This window comes from Pseudoalteromonas sp. L21 (assembly GCF_021728035.1).
In the GTDB taxonomy this organism is placed as follows: domain Bacteria; phylum Pseudomonadota; class Gammaproteobacteria; order Enterobacterales; family Alteromonadaceae; genus Pseudoalteromonas; species Pseudoalteromonas arabiensis.
On record NZ_JAKKCV010000001.1, the window covers coordinates 94,974 to 111,583 of the forward strand.

Genomic DNA, 16,610 nt, shown 5'->3' on the forward strand with positions numbered 1-16,610 from the left:
TTAGTGTCCACATTTAGTTACATGATTTGTAACAAATATCAACGCTCGAAGGCTTGCGTTTATAAATTGAACAAGTAAGACTCTATTGCGGAAAAATAAAAAGGAATAATTACAATGAAACCGAGTTTCCAATTAGCAGCCATTGCTTGTGCGCTCAGCCTTGCAATAGCAGGATGTTCACAGTCAAACCAATCAACAACTAATACTAATAACCAACAGCAAGTCCAAACAGTTAAACAATATGATGCTGAGACCTTTTTTGATACAACCTCAATTATGGGTAGCAGTTTTTCACCGAAGAGCGACAAAGTACTAATAAGCAGCGACGAAAGCGGTATTTATAGCTTGTACGAAGTCGATATTAAAACCGCCAAGAAAACCCGTTTAACCGATTTTGAAGACAGTACTTATGCAGTCGCTTATTTTCCTAATGATGAGCGCGTATTATTTACTAAAGACTCAGGGGGTAACGAGCGTTATCACATCTATGTTCGTGAAACCGATGGCACAGTTAAAGACCTCACCCCAGGTGAAGAAACTAGAGCAGGGTTTGCTGGCTTTACTGAAGATGGTAAGCACTTCTTTATAACCAGCAATCAACGCGACGCTAAGTTTATGGATCTGTACCGCGTTGATGCTAACAGCTATGAAGTGACCCCTGTTTATCAAAATACTATGGGGCTTGATGTCGGTGCAATCAGCCCTGATGGCCGTTTTATTGCTTTATCGAAAAACAATTCTAACAAAGACAGCGATGTATTCATTCTTGATACTCGCAAAAAAACGCTTAAACCAGAACTCATCACTCGCCATGACAACGATGCCAAATACTCTCCTGAAACCTTCTCAAGAGACAGTAAATCACTGTATTACTCAACCGATGCCAAAGGTGAGTTTGCAGAAATTTGGCGCTATGATTTAACGACTAGCGAGCATAGCCCTGCCCTCAAAGATGAATGGGATGTGAGCTTTATTTACTTCTCTAAATCTGGTCGTTATCAAGTAAGTGGTGTTAATGCTGACGCGAGCACTAAGGTGTCGATAATCGATACCACCACAGGTAAAGGCATTGCTATGCCATCATTACCGGCTGGTAACTTACGTGGTGTAAACTTCTCTGCTGATGAAAAAACCATGGCGTTTTACTTGAATTCAGATACCTCACCAAGCAACTTATTTGTGTGGCAACTCGGTGAGTCGAAAGCGAAACAGTTAACCAACACATTAAGTGATGCGATTGATCAAAATGACTTAGTTGAAAGCACAATTGTACGCTTTAAAAGTTTTGATGGTTTAGAAATCCCTGGGGTTTTATATAAGCCTAAGCAAGCTAACAGCAATAACAAAGTACCAGCTTTAGTTTGGGTGCATGGCGGCCCAGGCGGACAAAGCCGCACAGGTTATAGTGCAATGCAGCAGCATCTAGTCAATCATGGTTATGCCATTTTTGCAGTCAATAATCGTGGCAGCTCAGGTTACGGTAAAACCTTCTTCCATTTAGATGACAAAAAACATGGCACTGACGATTTACAAGATATCGTTTATGGTAAAAAGCACCTGCAAAGCCTAGATTGGGTTGATGCAGACAAAATTGGCATCATGGGAGGGAGTTACGGTGGCTTTATGACCGCTGCAGCACTTGCCTTCGAACCTGAAGAATTCAAAGTAGGCATCAATATCTTTGGTGTGACAAACTGGGTTAGAACCTTAAACTCGATTCCACCATGGTGGGAAAGTTTTAAAAAGGCGCTGTATGATGAAATGGGCGATCCAGCTACAGACGGCGAACGTCACCGTGCAATTTCGCCACTCTTTCACGCTAAAAACATCACTAAACCATTAATGGTGATCCAAGGTGCTAACGACCCACGGGTTTTACAAGTTGAAAGCGATGAACTTGTTGCCGCTGTAAAGGCAAATGGTGTGCCTGTCGACTATGTGTTATTTGATGATGAAGGCCATGGTTTTACTAAAAAGGAAAACCGCATAAAGGCCTCAAACGCATACCTTGAGTTTTTAAATACCTACTTAGATAAGTAGTAAAATAGTAAAGATTAAAGGCCGGTTTTATACCGGCTTTTTTATGCAAAATACCTGTATATAAGCAAAATTTAGTAGTTCATACAGTACTGTGCAAAACACTGTATAGCTTTAGTGGTAAATTTCTCACCTTTTTCAACCTTCAAAACAAAACCATAACCAACTGTTTAATAACAACTAAATATTTTTAATTAAAATAAAACTGAACTATTGGTTAAAAAATAGCAAAAAAGTACTTGCGCAAAAACACTGTATAAACTACTGTATACACATACTGTATAAACAACCAGTGAGTGAAAGTTATGTTACAGCCAATTACATTAAGAACAGTTAAAAGCTACCAACAAGATAACGACAAAGCGTCTGTTAATTTAATTCAAATTGAAGACGAAATATCAGCAACCTTTGAGCTATTAAAAGTATTGCATCATTACAATAGCCAAAATGCATGGACACTATTAATTGCCCCTGATCATGTTCCTAGCAAAGCATTATTAGATTCGTGTTCGATTGATACCAGCAAACTACTTGTGATCAGACAAAAGCATTTAGTTAACCTTGAGTACGTACTTAGCTCAGCATTACATAACGGTAACTTTGCTGCTGTGATCACATGGACAGATATTGTAAACAACCACCAACTAGATGCTATGAATTTAAACCTTGAGCAGGCATCTGCTAAGTTTTATTGTTTTACAAAAAGCGCCCAATTAAACAATTTAGTACCCCAGCCACAATAGGCTTGTTAAAATAACAATTTATAGTTTTAGGTAAGTTGTTATGACATCACTCACACACTCCCTTTGTCCTTGTGGCAGCGAATTGACTTACGAGCTTTGCTGCCAGCCATTTCATACAGGCGCAAGCCAAGCTGATACTCCACAGCAACTTATGCGTTCTCGTTTTAGTGCTTACGCGCTAAAAGATGCAAAATATGTATTTAGTACCTATGCACAAAGCCAACAAGCCGCTAACTCGGTTCGCGAAATCAAAGATTTTGCTAATAGCTGTCGTTTTACCAAACTAAGCGTTTTAGATACTGAATATAACGAGCAAGAAGGTTTTGTAGAATTTAAAGCAAATTACTTTTACCAAAACTTGTATTGTGAGTTACACGAGAAATCGCGTTTTATTAAAGAAAATGGACTATGGCGTTACCTAGATGGTGATATAACGCCCGTTGCAGATATTAAAATTGGCCGTAATGATGAATGCCCTTGCGGTAGTGGCAAAAAATATAAAAAATGTCACGCAATTTAAATCATGGCTAATCACTTTTTATATAGCCAATCTAAACCTTGACTGGCCGTTGTAGGGAAAGCCGTTGCGTGGTGGGCATGTGGAATAACAAATAAATTTGTCATCACGTGTTCGCCACTTTGCTTATTAATTTTATCTACTAATTGTTTAGTACCAGAAACCATTTTTTCACCTTCACTCTCTTCAAGCTCACCCACTGCGATGTAAACTTTTGTAGTGTTGGTAGCTGGTTTTACAGCCATAGCTAATATTGAGTTTTCTTTAAACCACACTGATGGGCTGCCCAGTATATAGCTTGAAAAAAGCGTCGGCTCGGTAAATAAGGTATAAGCAGCAAACAGGCCCCCTAACGAATTACCGACAAGCGTCTTTTGCGTGCCAGTTCGATAATGTGCGTTAATATAAGGGATAACAGTCTGTTTTAAGTAATTTAAATGTTGCTTTGCGCCCCCTGTAGCACGTTTCCACGTCTTATCAACAAACGGTGTGTAATCATGAATTCGGCTATCGAGCCCAGATATGCCCTTTTGATAACCAACAGCAACAAGAATTACCTCTTCAATAGAGCCTGAATTCATCATAAAGCGGCTGGCACCGGAGGCTATGGGTAAACTGTAATTGGCATCTAACAGATAAACCACTGGGTAACGTTTCTGGTTTTGCTTTTGATAGCTACGTGGCAGTTTGATAGTAATGGGGTATTCGTTTTCTGTATGTTTATCTTTTAGCAAAACTGTATTAGTGCGCGGTAAAGTATAGGGTTCAGCCCAAGTGGTAAAGCTTGTCCCAAAAATACAGAACATCAAAATAAAAAGTATATTAGGCATCGTTAATCCTTTAGCCATTTCTTAACGGGTAACACCCACTCATCTTTTGGCTTATAAAATGCGCCATGAGAGAGTCCTGTATTAATGCTTATTTCTTCGAACTTAGTGGCTTCACTCCTATCAATTAAAAATTGGCAAGAGCCAACCTGATCTGAACGTTCAAAGATTGAGTAAACCTTACCGTATGCCCTAACTGATGGATGCTTTTTAATTAAACCGGCACAACCTGCTAATATTATTAAGTTGATATTTGTGCGTTTAAGTTCATTGGCTGCCAGTACCGATAATGCCCCACCCCGTGAAAAACCAACTAGACTAATATGCGACTCAGGAACACCTGCCTTTAATAAGGTGTCGACATCAACCGCTAGCTTTTTAGCAAATAAAAACGGGGCTGTGCCTTTTTTTCGGTGGTATGCAATTAAATTATAGGCTGGATCTGCTAGTGCTTTTTTAATTGCAGGAAAATCATAAGTGCCATATTTTGGATGGCGTGGACGAATGTGCTCACCTTCGACGATGTAACCATGAGAATAAAAAACATAATGCTCATTGCTATTGAAGCTACTAGGAAGCTCATCATAAATCGTATTTGCTTGGGCTTGGCATCCGCAAATAACGAGCAGTAATAAAAAACAGCGCATACTAATCCATAGCTAGGCAATAAAAATGGGCCATAAGGCCCACTCTTAGATTCGCTCGTTTGACGTTTACTCTTCGTCAAACTCTTGTAATTGTCGCTGTGCAGGACGCGCTAAGATTTCAACATAAAACGTCATAAGTCCTTTGGCTTCAATATCGCTAATGCATTTGTTGATCTCTGCCACATGCACAACCTGAGCATCTTCTGCAGATTCGCCAAACTTACAGTCAAACGCCCAATAATCAGCCCCTTCAGGAAGTGTTTTGTTGCGTTCACGTTTTAAGTATTTTTTTACTTCGTGTTTGGCTGCATCAACCATACGAGGATATTTGATTTTCTCATGGTTAAGCGTGAATGTTTTTTTCATTATGGTCCTAATAACTTGATTCAATAGTCATGGCATAAAGCCACTAGGTCGCATTATAACAAGCACATTTAAAATTAGCTGTAGTTTTTAATAATACGCTTAAATTTATCTATATTACCTATTGTAGCGTACAAGAAAGTTATGACAATTGAATTAATTGTTTAAGCTGTCGCTAAGTACAAAGGTTGATGAATTGATTCGTCTTTTAAGCCATCATAAAAAGCCGCTGCATCCATTTGTGGTCGCTCTGTAACACTATTATTAGTGTAATGACGCTTTCTAACCGCAGGTTCGCAATTATCAATGACATTTAACGGCACATGGCATTTATCATCACGAATTGTCAGTGGCTCTGGGTTTAAACATTGACGTAAACGTATATCTGTAAGCCCACCACTTAGAAGACGAAAAGCATTTTGCTCGCCAATTAACATGTCAAATTGCTCTGGTGCTAATGCTTGCTTTGGTCCCGCCCCTAATTCATTACGTAGCGCTTGCTCAGATATTTGGGTGTTAGCTAACTCTGATTTTGGGAGGTGAAACTGACTAAAGTCGAGCACATCATGAGAGAGCATTGCCAATAGTAAAGCAAATTCTCCACTGCGTTGCTCATGAACACTTTTATTAAGACGATTATCAAGTTGACTCTCATTGAGTAACAAACCATCAATTTGCATAGACTTTAGCCGAATAGTTTCAAGATTAACCAGTTATCGGCATTAATCCATTTTTCTTTAGTTTTTTTCTTTACTTAAATAATCAGTTTGCTATTATCAGCGCCGTTGCATTGGAGGGGTTCCCGAGCGGCCAAAGGGATCAGACTGTAAATCTGACGGCTCAGCCTTCGCTGGTTCGAATCCAGCTCCCTCCACCACTTTTCTACGCTCAGTTAAGTGGGGCCAAATGCAATAACAATTAGTGTGGAGGGGTTCCCGAGCGGCCAAAGGGATCAGACTGTAAATCTGACGGCTCAGCCTTCGCTGGTTCGAATCCAGCTCCCTCCACCACTTTTCTAAACGACTTCTCTTTATATCTATTTTTTATTATCTCATTGCCATCGTAACTGACTACCGTTTACTTTTAACCACTGACTTGCTTTTTTATAATCAGGGTAAAAACGACTCACACGCTGCCAAAATACAGAACTGTGATTCATATATTTTAAATGCGCAAGTTCATGAACAATTACATAGTCGATTACCCACGTTGGCGCACAGGCTAAGTGTAGGTTGAAAGTTAACTCTCGACGTTGATTACAGCTCCCCCAGCGACGTTTATAATGTTGCACTTTTAACTGCTCTGGCAATGCCTCCTGCATTTTTAAGCAGTAGTCGTGAATACGCATTTCAAGGTAGCTCTCTAGCTTGTGATGTAAAAAGTCTTCCAGTAATGACAAATATTTACTCTCTGTATTCTTTACACGTGATGACACTGATAAGCTCAGCTCACTTGAGCGTTCATTTTGTTGCCAGTGACTACTTCTGCCTTTATTAAGCTTAATTGCTAATGGTTGGTTAAATAAGTTTATTACGCCCGTTTCCAATGGCAACTGCTGCATTTGTGCTTGTGACGCTTGCTTAGCAATTTGTGCTTGTACCCAGTCTTTTTTAGACACGAGCCAGGACTCTATATCACCTAGTGGTACAAAGTGCGGCGCGTAGACTGTTAGCTGCTGCTGAGCTACTTTAATCGCTACTGTTTTCCTACGTTTACTGCGTTTTAATGTGTAATCCAACAAAAAATAAACCAATTCAATGCATAAAATCTTGGTATTACATTTTACCCTGTAAAATACCTGCTAATCTATAAATATGACTAACAAATAAGTTTTCATTCTTATGCCTGATAAACCCTGTTGTAGTTATACCTCTCCCACAGGAAAAAAGTGCCAAGAAACTGATATGGGATCTGGCTTTTGTTTTTGGCACGACAATAAATTTGATAAGTCTGGGCTTGAACTAACGCAGAAATTGGAGCGTTACGCTAAAAAAGGTGGGTTATTACAAGGCTTACAATTACAAAGAGCTAACTTATCTGGGCTTAACTTAATTAAGCAAGATGATGAAGAAGGTTATGATCTCTCCTACTGCAATTTTTACCGAGCAAACCTATCTGGTGCACATTTATTCAATAATAGAATTGCCAATGCCTCACTCATGAAAGCAAATTTACATAATGCGAGCCTGCATTACTGTGATTTGAAGGACACAAACTTGCTTGGCGTTAAACTCAACGATAGCCGCATCGATAATATTGATTTGGGAGAAAAGTTATTACAAGAATCGCAAGCAATTAAAGCGCGAAAAAATAAACAACATAGTCAAGCACATGATCTATTTGAACAATCCGAAGAGATTTATCGAAATCTTCGTAAAGCATCGGAACATCAGGGCCTTTTTGAACTCGCAGGTAACTTTACTTATAAAGAACTTCGCATGAGACATGCACAGTACCCCAAAGGTTCTACAAAGCAAATTACCTCCAGCTTTATTGATATGTTATGTGGGTATGGGGAAAAACCTGAAAATGTGATTCGCTTTAGCTTATCACTGATAATCTGTTGTGCTATTTGTTATTTTTTATTTGGCGTGAGCTATGACAATACTGTTTTGCAACTAAACTTTGATAACTCCTTTTCACAAAATTTATCAGCACTTTTAAATAGTATCTATTTTAGTGTCGTTACCTTTACCACCTTAGGCTATGGAGACATCACGCCTATTGGCCTTTCAAGACTTATAGCGGCTATTGAAGCATTTTGTGGTAGCTTTTCTCTTGCATTGTTTGTGGTGGTATTTGTAAAACGTATGACGCGCTAGTGAACGATAAACGAGCCTTGATGTTTTTTTGCTTCATACATTTTTTTGTCTGCACGATTAATTAGCTCCTCGGCATCAACCGTGCTATCGAGAGGGGCAGCAACCAAACCAAAACTTAAATGAAGTTCTGGATAACGGGCTTCGAATGATGCTATTAGCTTATCGCAAATGATAATTGCATTTTGTATTTCACAGTCAGGTAAAATCATACAAAACTCATCTCCGCCATAGCGGCATGGAATATCGATTTCCCTAATATTTTCATGAAGATATTGTCCTATATATTTCAGCACTTCGTCCCCTTTTAGATGGCCTTGAGTATCATTTACTGCTTTAAAGTTATCTAAATCAAAATACACAATGGTTAAAGGTAGTTTATGTCGTCTGGCTCTTGCGAGGTCTCGCTGTAACAGCTCTTGCATTACTCTACGATTATATAAATTGGTTAAAGGATCTAATTTCGCTAATTTTTCAAGCTCTTGTGTGCGCTGTGCCACCTTTTCTTCTAGCCCTTTAGCATAAACCTCGGTACGACGTTTTGCATTTTCTATTTCACCGACAAGGCTATCAATGTAAGTATCGAAAACCAGCGTGGTATCAAAGTAAATCAATTTATCAACTGTTTGCAATGTTAGACTAAGCTCAGCTTGATCAATTATTGTTGTTCGCAAAACCTCAAAAATTATTTCTTTGAGCGTACACACTGCCGAAAGGTATAGCTTAGGTTCAACACCAATCCGTTTATGCACCATACCAATACGCAGTCGGTTATTTACATACTCGTGTTCATAGCGTCCACAAAATAAATCAATAATGTATTGTCGCTGTGCATCTCTTAGCCTAGTCAGTGTATCCGCATCACCAATCAGTAAAGATATTTCGTCGACTTCGGTTTGTTTTTGGTAAAACTCATTAACCATATTCTCAATTGATGACTCAATCACCGCTTTATAATTACTCAAAGACTTTAGGCTCTGCGGGGTGAGGCCAAGAAGGCTCATTCGATGCTGAATTTCAACATCGTTTATGTGCATTTGTTCTACTAATGTCTGCTCAGTTCTACGCATAAAGGACCTATAACTACACAACTGTTAATTAAATATAGCTAATGAAATCAAACCTACGTACTCACATAGTAGGTTTTTCTCTAAATTCATGTAGATTTGTATTAGACTATAATGATATGCAGCGATATTGAGTTATTATGCTAGCGAAATTTTTTATTACTGACCAAAATCCAAACTTAATTATTAGTGGTGTGTATGACCCGAGTTTAGTCATCCTCTCAATCGCAACGGCTATATTTGCCGCTTATTTTTCACTTCACTTAATTGATCTAGCAGACAGAACCCGCTTTGACTCCTATAAAAAGCTAAGTAATGCAACCAGCGCATTAATACTCTCGGGTGGTATCTGGAGTATGCATTTCATTGGTATGCTGGCTTTTTCGCTGTGTACTAAAATAAGCTACTCCCCTGGGCTCACCTTCTTCTCATTTGTACCTGCCTTTTTAACCTGTTACACGGGTATGTCTTTTTTACGTAACAAAGCTGCCAGTCATATTCCTCATACCGTAAAGCTACTGATAAGTTCTGTACTGTTAGGTGCTGGCATCGGCACGATGCATTACACTGGTATGGCAGCAATGGAATTAAGCCCTTTGCTTCGTTACGATCCACTATGGTTTGCTGCCTCTATCGTTGTTGCTGTGCTACTCTCTTTTATTGGTTTGTATGCTCGTTTTCATTTAAGAGATCATGTTAAGCGTCTCAGTCAATTACAAAACCGTGTCATCTGCGCCATCATTTTAGGCTTAGCCGTTGCGGGAATGCATTATATGGGAATGGCTGCCACACGGTTTGTCGCAACCTCGCCCTTCCTTTCTGAAAACCAAGATAACTCGCATCTGATTTTCATTGCCGTGAGTGTTTCATTTGCAACCGTGTTACTCACCGCTATCGTCGGAATTATTAACGGTATGATCCGTTATCGTATGCTGTTAGCTGAAAAATCAGCAGAGGAGTCTCGCTTAGATGCCATATTGAGTACCGCTATAGATGGTATTGTCACCATAGATATTAAAGGCACTATCTTGAGCTTTAATAAGTCGGCAGAGAGCATTTTCGGTTGGAACCAAGAAGAGGTACTAGGCAAAAATGTTAAAATGCTCATGAATGACGACATTGCCAATCAACATGATGGCTTTTTATCTAACAGCGCAAATCATGAATTGAAAAAAGTTATCGGCGTAAATCGAGAAGTATGCGCAAAACATAAAGATGGCCACCAATTTCCAATTCGCTTGGGCCTTGGCGAAGCTAAGCAACCTGATGCAGAAACATTATTCGTAGGCTTCATAACCGACTTAACAGAGCAGCGCGCGCTACAAAAGAGTTTAGAGGAAAAAGAACAGCAATATCGCACATTAATGAATAACACACCTGGCGCTGTTTTTCGCTGTTTATTAGACGATCATTGGAGTATGTTGTTTATAAGTCCAAGAGTTATGGACTTAACAGGTTATAGCCACCAAGAGTTTGTATCTCAAGCCATCACTTTTTCAGACATCATCAATAAAGACGACGAAGCTCATATTTCAGAAGTAATGGCCGAGGCTATTGCTAAGAATAATCAATACGCTGTTGAATATCGTATTCGTCACCGCAGTGGTAAAACAGTGTGGGTTCTAGATCAAGGCTCTATCAACGAAACCGCCGATGCTGATGAAAAGTGGATTGATGGTGTACTGGTAGACATTACAGATCGCCATGAGTATGAAGAATCCCTTATGCAAGCGAAACATGAAGCAGAAGCCGCTGCCCAAGCCAAGCAATCTTTCATGGCAAATATGAGCCATGAGATCCGCACACCGATGAACGCAATTATCGGTTTTAGCGATATATTAATGGACAGTCCACTTAATAAAGAGCAGCAAAAACATATTGTGACCGTAAATAGCTCAGCACGTTCGTTGTTACATTTACTCAATGATGTACTCGATTCAGCCAAGCTAGAAAAAGGCAAACTCGACATACACTACGAACATTTCAATCTGCAAGCCCTACTCGACAATATTGTTTCAACTTTTTGGCTTGAGGCAAAAAGGAAAAACCTGCTACTTGATTTAAGAATTGCGGATAATATTGCGCCGGTCTACATAGGTGATGAAGCTCGTTTACGCCAAGTTTTAAATAACCTTATAGGCAATGCTATCAAATTTACAGAATCAGGTTCTGTTACTATTAGTGTTAGTAAAACTCAAAATGAGCACCTGTTTTTTGAGGTTCAAGATACCGGTATCGGCATCGCAAAAAGCCGACTAAAGGCAATATTTCAGCCATTTGAACAAGCAGATGGCACTATGACCCGTCGTTTTGGTGGGACAGGCCTTGGCACAACAATCAGTAAGCAGCTCGTCGAGCTTATGGGCGGAACGATAAATGCTGTTAGCACAGAAGGAAAAGGAAGTTGTTTCTTCTTTACCCTTGCACTGAGCGAAGGTGACATTGATAAAGTAGATAACCTGAGTAACAACCCGTTTACGCTACCGCCACTACGTATAATGGTGGTTGATGATATAGAACAAAATGTTGAGTTACTTAATATTTTGCTCTCTCAGTCAGGACATACCGTCACCACTGCCAGTGATGGTTTAGCAGCTATTGAGCTATTTTTGCAGCAGGATTTTGATGTCATTTTAATGGATATTCATATGCCTGAATGTGACGGCATCACTGCCACTAAAAGAATTCGCGACATTGAACAACAAAAACAGCATAAAAAGACACCGATAATCGCCCTCACAGCCAGCGTTTTACAGCAAGATAAGCTAACGGCTAAACAAGCAGGCATGAACGGTTTTGCAAATAAACCTGTCGATATTCAACAAGTAAATCACGAAATAGCCAAGGTGCTTGGCCTTGAGATCAAGGCAATTTCAAATCAAAGTACACAACTAGAAAAACAGCATATTAATTACGCGAAAGGCATTCAAATGTGGGGCAGCAAGGAAAAACTCAATACTGAAATAAGTGCATTCCTTGCTAACCATAAAAACAGTGTTCTACGTTTAAAAGAAGCCACACTGGATAAAAAAGAGCGGCAAATGATTTTGCACACTTTAAAAGGTGTTGCAGGGAACTTAACATTAACGAATCTAGTATATTTACTGTCTCGAGTAGAAAAAACAATAGATCATAGCCAAGCTCAATCACAATTAGCTGCATGCGAAACAGAATGGCATACCCTGTTGGCAATGGTTGAACAAACGAAGGATGATAACACTGATAATCAATTAGATGATGAAGTAGCTATCGATGATTTTTTACCTTTAATTGACACATTACAAACGCAAGCACAGCATGCTGAAATAGATGATGAGCTACTTAGTCAAGTGTACGCTCTAGCACCGCACAGGTATAAAGAAACCGTTGCTGACATTTGCAAACACTTCGATAATTTCGATTTTGATGCAGCCAACACTGTATTAGCGAATTTAAAACAGAGTATCACTGAACATAAGGAGTTATCATGAGCCACATTTCCGAACGTGAAAGAATTCTCGTCGTGGACGATGAACCTGCAAATTTAAAAGTGATGCGTGAAGTTCTTGGCAATGATTACAGGTTGTCATTTGCTAAATCGGGTGAATTAGCCTTACAACTCATTGAAAATGAACCACCCAAACTTATTTTACTCGATATCATGATGCCTGATATGAATGGTTTTGAAGTATGTAAGGTTTTAAAGTCTAATCAACACACTGCACATATTCCTGTTATTTTTGTGACTGCACTTGCACACGAGCAAGACGAGTCTGAAGGGTTTGCGTTGGGTGCAGTTGATTACATCACCAAGCCCATTAGCCCTGCAATTGTGCGTGCACGCGTTAAAACACACTTATCACTTATTCAAGCTGAACAACTTCAATTAGCGCATATTGATCTTATTAATCGTCTGGGTCGTGCTGCCGAATATAAAGATACCGACACGGGTGAGCACATTGCTCGTATGAGTCGTTATAGTAAAGTCCTCGCATTAGCATATGGCATGAGCGAATACCAAGCAGAGCAGTTAAGGCAAGCAGCTCCCATGCATGATGTAGGGAAAATTGGTATCCCTGATTCGATACTGTTAAAGCCAGGTCGTTTAGATGCCACAGAGTTTGAGCATATGAAACAACATGCGATCATTGGTGCAAAAATACTTGAAGACTCACCCTCTCCCCTGTTACAACTCGCGCACAAGCTTGCTCTTGAGCACCACGAAAAATGGGACGGAACAGGTTATCCGTATGGTTTAAAAGGCGAAGAGATCAGTATTGAAGGTCGAATAGTGAGTATTGCTGATGTATTTGATGCACTTACCTCTGTGCGCCCTTATAAAGACGCTTGGCCAGTTGAAAAAGCGGTAGAGCTACTAAAAGCTGAATCAGGCAAACACTTTGACCCACAACTCATCGATTTATTTATTGGTCAAATTGATTCTATCATCGAAATTAAAAATACTTATTCTCGCTAAAAAGCGGTTTAAAGGTCTTATTCAAGACCTTTTTTAATCCCCTCGTAATCATGAGAGGTGATTTCATGGCTGTTGCCTGCACAGTCTTTAAAGTACATAGAATAAGTCACATCATGATCAGCGATGACCGTTTTAATATCGAACTTTGATAGATGCGAAAGCCATGCTAGAAATTGCGCCGCGTTTACACTAAAAGCAATACCTTTACTGTTTCCTGATGCTTCAAATAGCGCGAGACGAATCGTTTTTGCTTGATCTTCAAGCGTTAATGGGCCTTTTCCCTCATCCCAAAACGCAAGCTCTGGTACCACAGAAAAACCCAACACATCTCGATACCATGTCACCGCTTGCGCCAAATCATCAACATTTAGGTGGCAATGATCCACCCCGTTTAGCAAAGGAACTGCCATTGTCATTCTCCAATCTCTGATTTAAGCTGCTCTAAAAAGGCCTGCATATACTCTGTACGTCTATTCGCTTCATCTTTTGCTGAGGGGGTATTCATGCTCTCACTGATGTGTAATAGCTTTATAAAAAAGTGATCTAGGGTATATTTGCTATCGTCTGGCTCGCGATTTAAACAAAATGGATCATCTTTATGGTAAAGATAGCGACCAATAGAACCGCCCACTTTCATACAGCGGCTAACACCAATAGCACCGAGTGCGTCCATTCGATCTGCATCTTGTACTATTTGTGCCTCAACACTTTGCACAGCAATATTTGCGCTAAAACTATGTGCCGCTATAGCATGGTGAATCGCATTGAAATATTGCTGTGGGTAATTTATCGAGCTGAGAAAGCTTAACGCTTTATCCGCCGCCATGGTCGATGCCTTTGAACGATCAGGGTGATTTTTTGCCACCGCTACACAATCATGTAACCATGCAGCCGGAAGAACAACCTCCATACAGGCCTTTTCAGCAATGCATAACTGTTTTGCAACTCGCACCACTCGCTCAATATGGCTAATATCGTGTGCCACATCGGCATGGAGTAAAGATAGAATAAAATCTCGACATTGAGTTTCCAGTTCTGCAAAGTCTATTTTTGGCTGCATAAAGCGGCTGTTACCATTAACTGATTGAAATTATGCTTACTTTACCGTGGTTACTGGATTTGTTCAAAACATTCATTGTATGTTTGCCGGTGCTTCATTAAACTATGCCCCCTTTTATTTGACGCGAGAATCCCTATGTCATCTGCTATTTACCTACAAGCTGGACGAGAAAAATCATTAAAAAGAAAGCACCCTTGGGTGTTCTCTAAAGCCATTAAAAAAGTAAAAGGTAAACCAGGGCTAGGCGATACGGTTACTATTTATGATAATGACGGTAAATTTCTCGCAATAGCGGCATATAGCCCACAATCACAAATACGCGCACGTGTGTGGAGCTTTGACCAACACGAAGTTATAGACCAAGCCTTCTTCGAAAAACGTCTTCGCCGTGCTTATGATGCACGCCAGCAAGTGATCAGCGAAGGTGGCCTAACAGGCTTTCGTTTATGTGCTGCTGAGTCTGATTATCTACCTGGTATCACCATCGACAAATTTGATAACGTACTAGTATGCCAATTACTGAGTGCAGGTGCTGAGCGTCATAAAGGCGAGATTGTAGCAGCGTTAATGGCTATTTTTCCAGGTTCTGATATCTACGAGCGTTCTGATGTAGACGTGCGCACTAAAGAAGGGTTAGATCCAATAAAAGGCGTGCTTTGGGGTAACCCCCCGACTGAGCCTGTGCTCATCGAAGAGAATGGACTAAAGCTTGAAGTAGATATTTTAGAAGGTCATAAAACAGGCTTTTACCTAGATCAACGTGATAGCCGTGCAGCCCTTGAACGCTTTTCTAAAGATAAAACCGTTCTCAACTGCTTTAGCTACACAGGCACATTTTCGCTCTATGCCTTACGAGGCGGCTGTAAACATGTGACCAATGTTGATGTATCACAACCTGCACTTGATACAGCTAAGCGTAATGTAGAGCATAACAACCTTGATCTAAATAAGGTCGACTTTGTTAAGCAAGATGTATTTAAGTTACTACGCCAATACCGTGATGAAGGTAAACTATTTGATACCATTGTAATGGATCCACCTAAATTCGCCGATAATAAAGCACAGCTCACCGGTGCGTGTCGTGGTTATAAAGATATCAATATGATTGCGATGCAAATTCTAAAACCAGGTGGAACATTACTCACTTTCTCGTGCTCTGGTTTAATGGAACAGAATTTATTTCAAAAAGTCGTGGCTGATGCAGCCCTCGATGCAGGAAAAGAGCTGCTCATCATGGAGCGATTAAACCAAGCAGCTGACCACCCTATTGCTGGCAGCTACCCAGAAGGTTTTTATCTAAAAGGCTTGATATGTAAAGTTTACTAGGCACTAGTTAAAACTGATAATTTCAAGCCCTGCACTCAAGGAGCCATCTGGCTCCTTGGTTGCTCTAATAACTTTGGCTGTTGCATCAAATGATGTGATTGACGTGCTCGTTGAAGCAATAAGTACGCGGAACATGCTACCTACTTCCACTACGTCATCAAGGTTGACTGCAAGTCCTGTGGCACTTAAATCTGTACATGTTGCCTCTATTTCACTCCCACTTTCTAAAGGGATGAGTTTTGCAGGTGTGTGGATTTGCATACGTCTAAAATCGCGTTTTTCATCATGAAACATAAATAATCCTTCCTAAACCACTGTTTTTATTTTCTCAATGAGTGTTTTCACAGAGAAAGGTTTTACCACATAAGCGTCGCAACCAGCCTCAAAGCCTGCTTTTTGCTCAAGCTCTGACTCTAAACCTGACACCATAACCACTGGAATTTGCTCCGTTTCTGGTGTGTTTTTTAATAGCCGACATGTATCATAGCCATCCAACCCTGGCATACAGACATCTAATAGAATTGCATCGGGCGGATCAGCAATAGCAGATGATAAACAGGTCGTGCCTGAGTTTGCATAGCTTAAAGAAAACTCGAGGCCTAGTGATGCTTTGAGCATTTCGAAATTAAAATACTCATCATCCACAACTAAAATTTCAAGCTGTTGCTTTCTTTGTGAGCGCTCGGGAACAGCAATCGGTTTTTCCTTTTCAATGCCCACATGACCTCCTTAGTTAATGTCTGTGGTT

The 16,610-nt window shown here is 40.0% G+C and carries 17 protein-coding genes and 2 tRNA genes; 9 read left to right on the forward strand and 10 right to left on the reverse strand.

Going from position 1 to position 16,610, the window contains the following annotated elements; genetic code table 11:
- Window positions 1-114: 114 nt before the first annotated feature.
- The 3 genes from L3V41_RS00435 (at window position 115) to L3V41_RS00445 (ending at window position 3,300) form a co-directional block, all read left to right on the forward strand.
- Entirely contained in the window at window positions 115-2,040 is a 1,926-nt protein-coding gene (locus L3V41_RS00435; protein WP_237127000.1) for a S9 family peptidase, read from the forward strand.
- A 302-nt stretch (window positions 2,041-2,342) separates the two neighbouring features.
- The gene (locus L3V41_RS00440) at window positions 2,343-2,780 is read left to right on the forward strand and encodes a SulA-like leucine-rich domain-containing protein (protein WP_062570020.1); all 438 of its coding nucleotides are present in this window, start codon (window positions 2,343-2,345) and stop codon (window positions 2,778-2,780) included.
- A gap of 40 nt (window positions 2,781-2,820) precedes the next feature.
- Complete coding sequence (locus L3V41_RS00445; RefSeq protein WP_062570019.1) at window positions 2,821-3,300, forward strand: YchJ family protein; 480 nt, start codon at window positions 2,821-2,823, stop codon at window positions 3,298-3,300.
- 11 nt (window positions 3,301-3,311) lie between these two features.
- Here the strand turns inward: L3V41_RS00445 and L3V41_RS00450 are convergent, their stop codons facing one another.
- The 4 genes from L3V41_RS00450 to L3V41_RS00465 form a co-directional block, all read right to left on the reverse strand.
- Window positions 3,312-4,127, reverse strand: coding sequence for an alpha/beta hydrolase-fold protein (locus L3V41_RS00450; protein ID WP_193987490.1), 816 nt, complete (start codon window positions 4,125-4,127; stop codon window positions 3,312-3,314).
- Window positions 4,128-4,129: 2 nt separating this feature from the next.
- Entirely contained in the window at window positions 4,130-4,771 is a 642-nt protein-coding gene (locus L3V41_RS00455) for an alpha/beta hydrolase (protein WP_237127001.1), read from the reverse strand.
- A gap of 66 nt (window positions 4,772-4,837) precedes the next feature.
- Window positions 4,838-5,137, reverse strand: a complete 300-nt coding sequence (locus tag L3V41_RS00460) for a DUF6172 family protein (RefSeq protein WP_062570016.1) — start codon at window positions 5,135-5,137, stop codon at window positions 4,838-4,840.
- Between the two features lie 161 nt (window positions 5,138-5,298).
- The gene (locus L3V41_RS00465) at window positions 5,299-5,814 is read right to left on the reverse strand and encodes a VC2046/SO_2500 family protein (RefSeq protein WP_237114216.1); all 516 of its coding nucleotides are present in this window, start codon (window positions 5,812-5,814) and stop codon (window positions 5,299-5,301) included.
- A 112-nt stretch (window positions 5,815-5,926) separates the two neighbouring features.
- Here L3V41_RS00465 and L3V41_RS00470 point away from each other — a divergent pair.
- Both L3V41_RS00470 and L3V41_RS00475 read left to right on the forward strand, forming a co-directional pair.
- Window positions 5,927-6,011, forward strand: a tRNA-Tyr gene (locus L3V41_RS00470).
- Between the two features lie 48 nt (window positions 6,012-6,059).
- A tRNA-Tyr gene (locus L3V41_RS00475) sits at window positions 6,060-6,144 on the forward strand.
- Window positions 6,145-6,185: 41 nt separating this feature from the next.
- On the opposite strand, the gene L3V41_RS00480 is transcribed toward L3V41_RS00475, so the two are convergent.
- Window positions 6,186-6,887, reverse strand: coding sequence for a SprT family zinc-dependent metalloprotease (locus L3V41_RS00480; protein WP_237127002.1), 702 nt, complete (start codon window positions 6,885-6,887; stop codon window positions 6,186-6,188).
- Between the two features lie 88 nt (window positions 6,888-6,975).
- Here L3V41_RS00480 and L3V41_RS00485 point away from each other — a divergent pair, with 88 nt between their 5' ends.
- Window positions 6,976-7,956 (forward strand): ion channel, encoded by a 981-nt coding sequence (locus L3V41_RS00485; protein WP_062570013.1) that lies wholly within the window; start codon window positions 6,976-6,978, stop codon window positions 7,954-7,956.
- Here L3V41_RS00485 and L3V41_RS00490 read toward each other — a convergent pair.
- A complete protein-coding gene (locus L3V41_RS00490; RefSeq protein ID WP_062570012.1) occupies window positions 7,953-9,023 on the reverse strand; it encodes a GGDEF domain-containing protein in 1,071 nt (356 codons plus the stop codon). The two genes, L3V41_RS00485 and L3V41_RS00490, sit on opposite strands and share 4 nt — an antisense overlap.
- Window positions 9,024-9,160: 137 nt before the next feature.
- Between L3V41_RS00490 and L3V41_RS00495 the strand changes: the two genes are divergently transcribed.
- Both L3V41_RS00495 and L3V41_RS00500 read left to right on the forward strand, forming a co-directional pair.
- Entirely contained in the window at window positions 9,161-12,490 is a 3,330-nt protein-coding gene (locus L3V41_RS00495) for a PAS domain S-box protein (RefSeq protein WP_237127003.1), read from the forward strand.
- Window positions 12,487-13,476 carry a two-component system response regulator gene (locus L3V41_RS00500; RefSeq protein WP_062570010.1) on the forward strand — a complete coding sequence of 330 codons (990 nt, stop codon included), beginning with the start codon at window positions 12,487-12,489 and terminating at the stop codon, window positions 13,474-13,476. The genes L3V41_RS00495 and L3V41_RS00500 overlap by 4 nt, the downstream gene beginning before the upstream one ends.
- A 17-nt stretch (window positions 13,477-13,493) precedes the next feature.
- Here L3V41_RS00500 and L3V41_RS00505 read toward each other — a convergent pair whose 3' ends face one another.
- Together L3V41_RS00505 and L3V41_RS00510 are read right to left on the reverse strand one after the other, a co-directional pair.
- Window positions 13,494-13,886, reverse strand: coding sequence for a VOC family protein (locus tag L3V41_RS00505; protein ID WP_062570009.1), 393 nt, complete (start codon window positions 13,884-13,886; stop codon window positions 13,494-13,496).
- A 2-nt stretch (window positions 13,887-13,888) separates the two neighbouring features.
- The gene (locus L3V41_RS00510) at window positions 13,889-14,536 is read right to left on the reverse strand and encodes an HD domain-containing protein (RefSeq protein WP_062570008.1); all 648 of its coding nucleotides are present in this window, start codon (window positions 14,534-14,536) and stop codon (window positions 13,889-13,891) included.
- 135 nt (window positions 14,537-14,671) lie between these two features.
- Here L3V41_RS00510 and L3V41_RS00515 point away from each other — a divergent pair, with 135 nt between their 5' ends.
- Window positions 14,672-15,862 carry a class I SAM-dependent methyltransferase gene (locus L3V41_RS00515; protein ID WP_193987497.1) on the forward strand — a complete coding sequence of 397 codons (1,191 nt, stop codon included), beginning with the start codon at window positions 14,672-14,674 and terminating at the stop codon, window positions 15,860-15,862.
- A gap of 3 nt (window positions 15,863-15,865) precedes the next feature.
- Here L3V41_RS00515 and L3V41_RS00520 read toward each other — a convergent pair whose 3' ends face one another.
- The gene (locus L3V41_RS00520) at window positions 15,866-16,156 is read right to left on the reverse strand and encodes a PilZ domain-containing protein (protein ID WP_193987498.1); all 291 of its coding nucleotides are present in this window, start codon (window positions 16,154-16,156) and stop codon (window positions 15,866-15,868) included.
- Window positions 16,157-16,168: 12 nt separating this feature from the next.
- On the reverse strand, window positions 16,169-16,576 hold the full coding sequence (locus L3V41_RS00525) for a response regulator (RefSeq protein WP_267145289.1): 408 nt from the start codon (window positions 16,574-16,576) through the stop codon (window positions 16,169-16,171).
- Between the last annotated feature and the right edge of the window lie 34 nt (window positions 16,577-16,610).

What these genes read in the sequence shown, in the direction of transcription:
- L3V41_RS00435 (WP_237127000.1), top strand. Translation starts at nt 115, where the DNA reads ATGAAACCGAGTTTCCAATTAGCAGCCATTGCTTGTGCGCTCAGCCTT.
- L3V41_RS00440 (WP_062570020.1), top strand. Translation starts at nt 2,343, where the DNA reads ATGTTACAGCCAATTACATTAAGAACAGTTAAAAGCTACCAACAAGAT.
- L3V41_RS00445 (WP_062570019.1), top strand. Translation starts at nt 2,821, where the DNA reads ATGACATCACTCACACACTCCCTTTGTCCTTGTGGCAGCGAATTGACT.
- L3V41_RS00450 (WP_193987490.1), bottom strand. Translation starts at nt 4,127, where the DNA reads ATGCCTAATATACTTTTTATTTTGATGTTCTGTATTTTTGGGACAAGC.
- L3V41_RS00455 (WP_237127001.1), bottom strand. Translation starts at nt 4,771, where the DNA reads ATGCGCTGTTTTTTATTACTGCTCGTTATTTGCGGATGCCAAGCCCAA.
- L3V41_RS00460 (WP_062570016.1), bottom strand. Translation starts at nt 5,137, where the DNA reads ATGAAAAAAACATTCACGCTTAACCATGAGAAAATCAAATATCCTCGT.
- L3V41_RS00465 (WP_237114216.1), bottom strand. Translation starts at nt 5,814, where the DNA reads ATGCAAATTGATGGTTTGTTACTCAATGAGAGTCAACTTGATAATCGT.
- L3V41_RS00485 (WP_062570013.1), top strand. Translation starts at nt 6,976, where the DNA reads ATGCCTGATAAACCCTGTTGTAGTTATACCTCTCCCACAGGAAAAAAG.
- L3V41_RS00490 (WP_062570012.1), bottom strand. Translation starts at nt 9,023, where the DNA reads ATGCGTAGAACTGAGCAGACATTAGTAGAACAAATGCACATAAACGAT.
- L3V41_RS00495 (WP_237127003.1), top strand. Translation starts at nt 9,161, where the DNA reads ATGCTAGCGAAATTTTTTATTACTGACCAAAATCCAAACTTAATTATT.
- L3V41_RS00500 (WP_062570010.1), top strand. Translation starts at nt 12,487, where the DNA reads ATGAGCCACATTTCCGAACGTGAAAGAATTCTCGTCGTGGACGATGAA.
- L3V41_RS00505 (WP_062570009.1), bottom strand. Translation starts at nt 13,886, where the DNA reads ATGGCAGTTCCTTTGCTAAACGGGGTGGATCATTGCCACCTAAATGTT.
- L3V41_RS00510 (WP_062570008.1), bottom strand. Translation starts at nt 14,536, where the DNA reads ATGCAGCCAAAAATAGACTTTGCAGAACTGGAAACTCAATGTCGAGAT.
- L3V41_RS00515 (WP_193987497.1), top strand. Translation starts at nt 14,672, where the DNA reads ATGTCATCTGCTATTTACCTACAAGCTGGACGAGAAAAATCATTAAAA.
- L3V41_RS00520 (WP_193987498.1), bottom strand. Translation starts at nt 16,156, where the DNA reads ATGTTTCATGATGAAAAACGCGATTTTAGACGTATGCAAATCCACACA.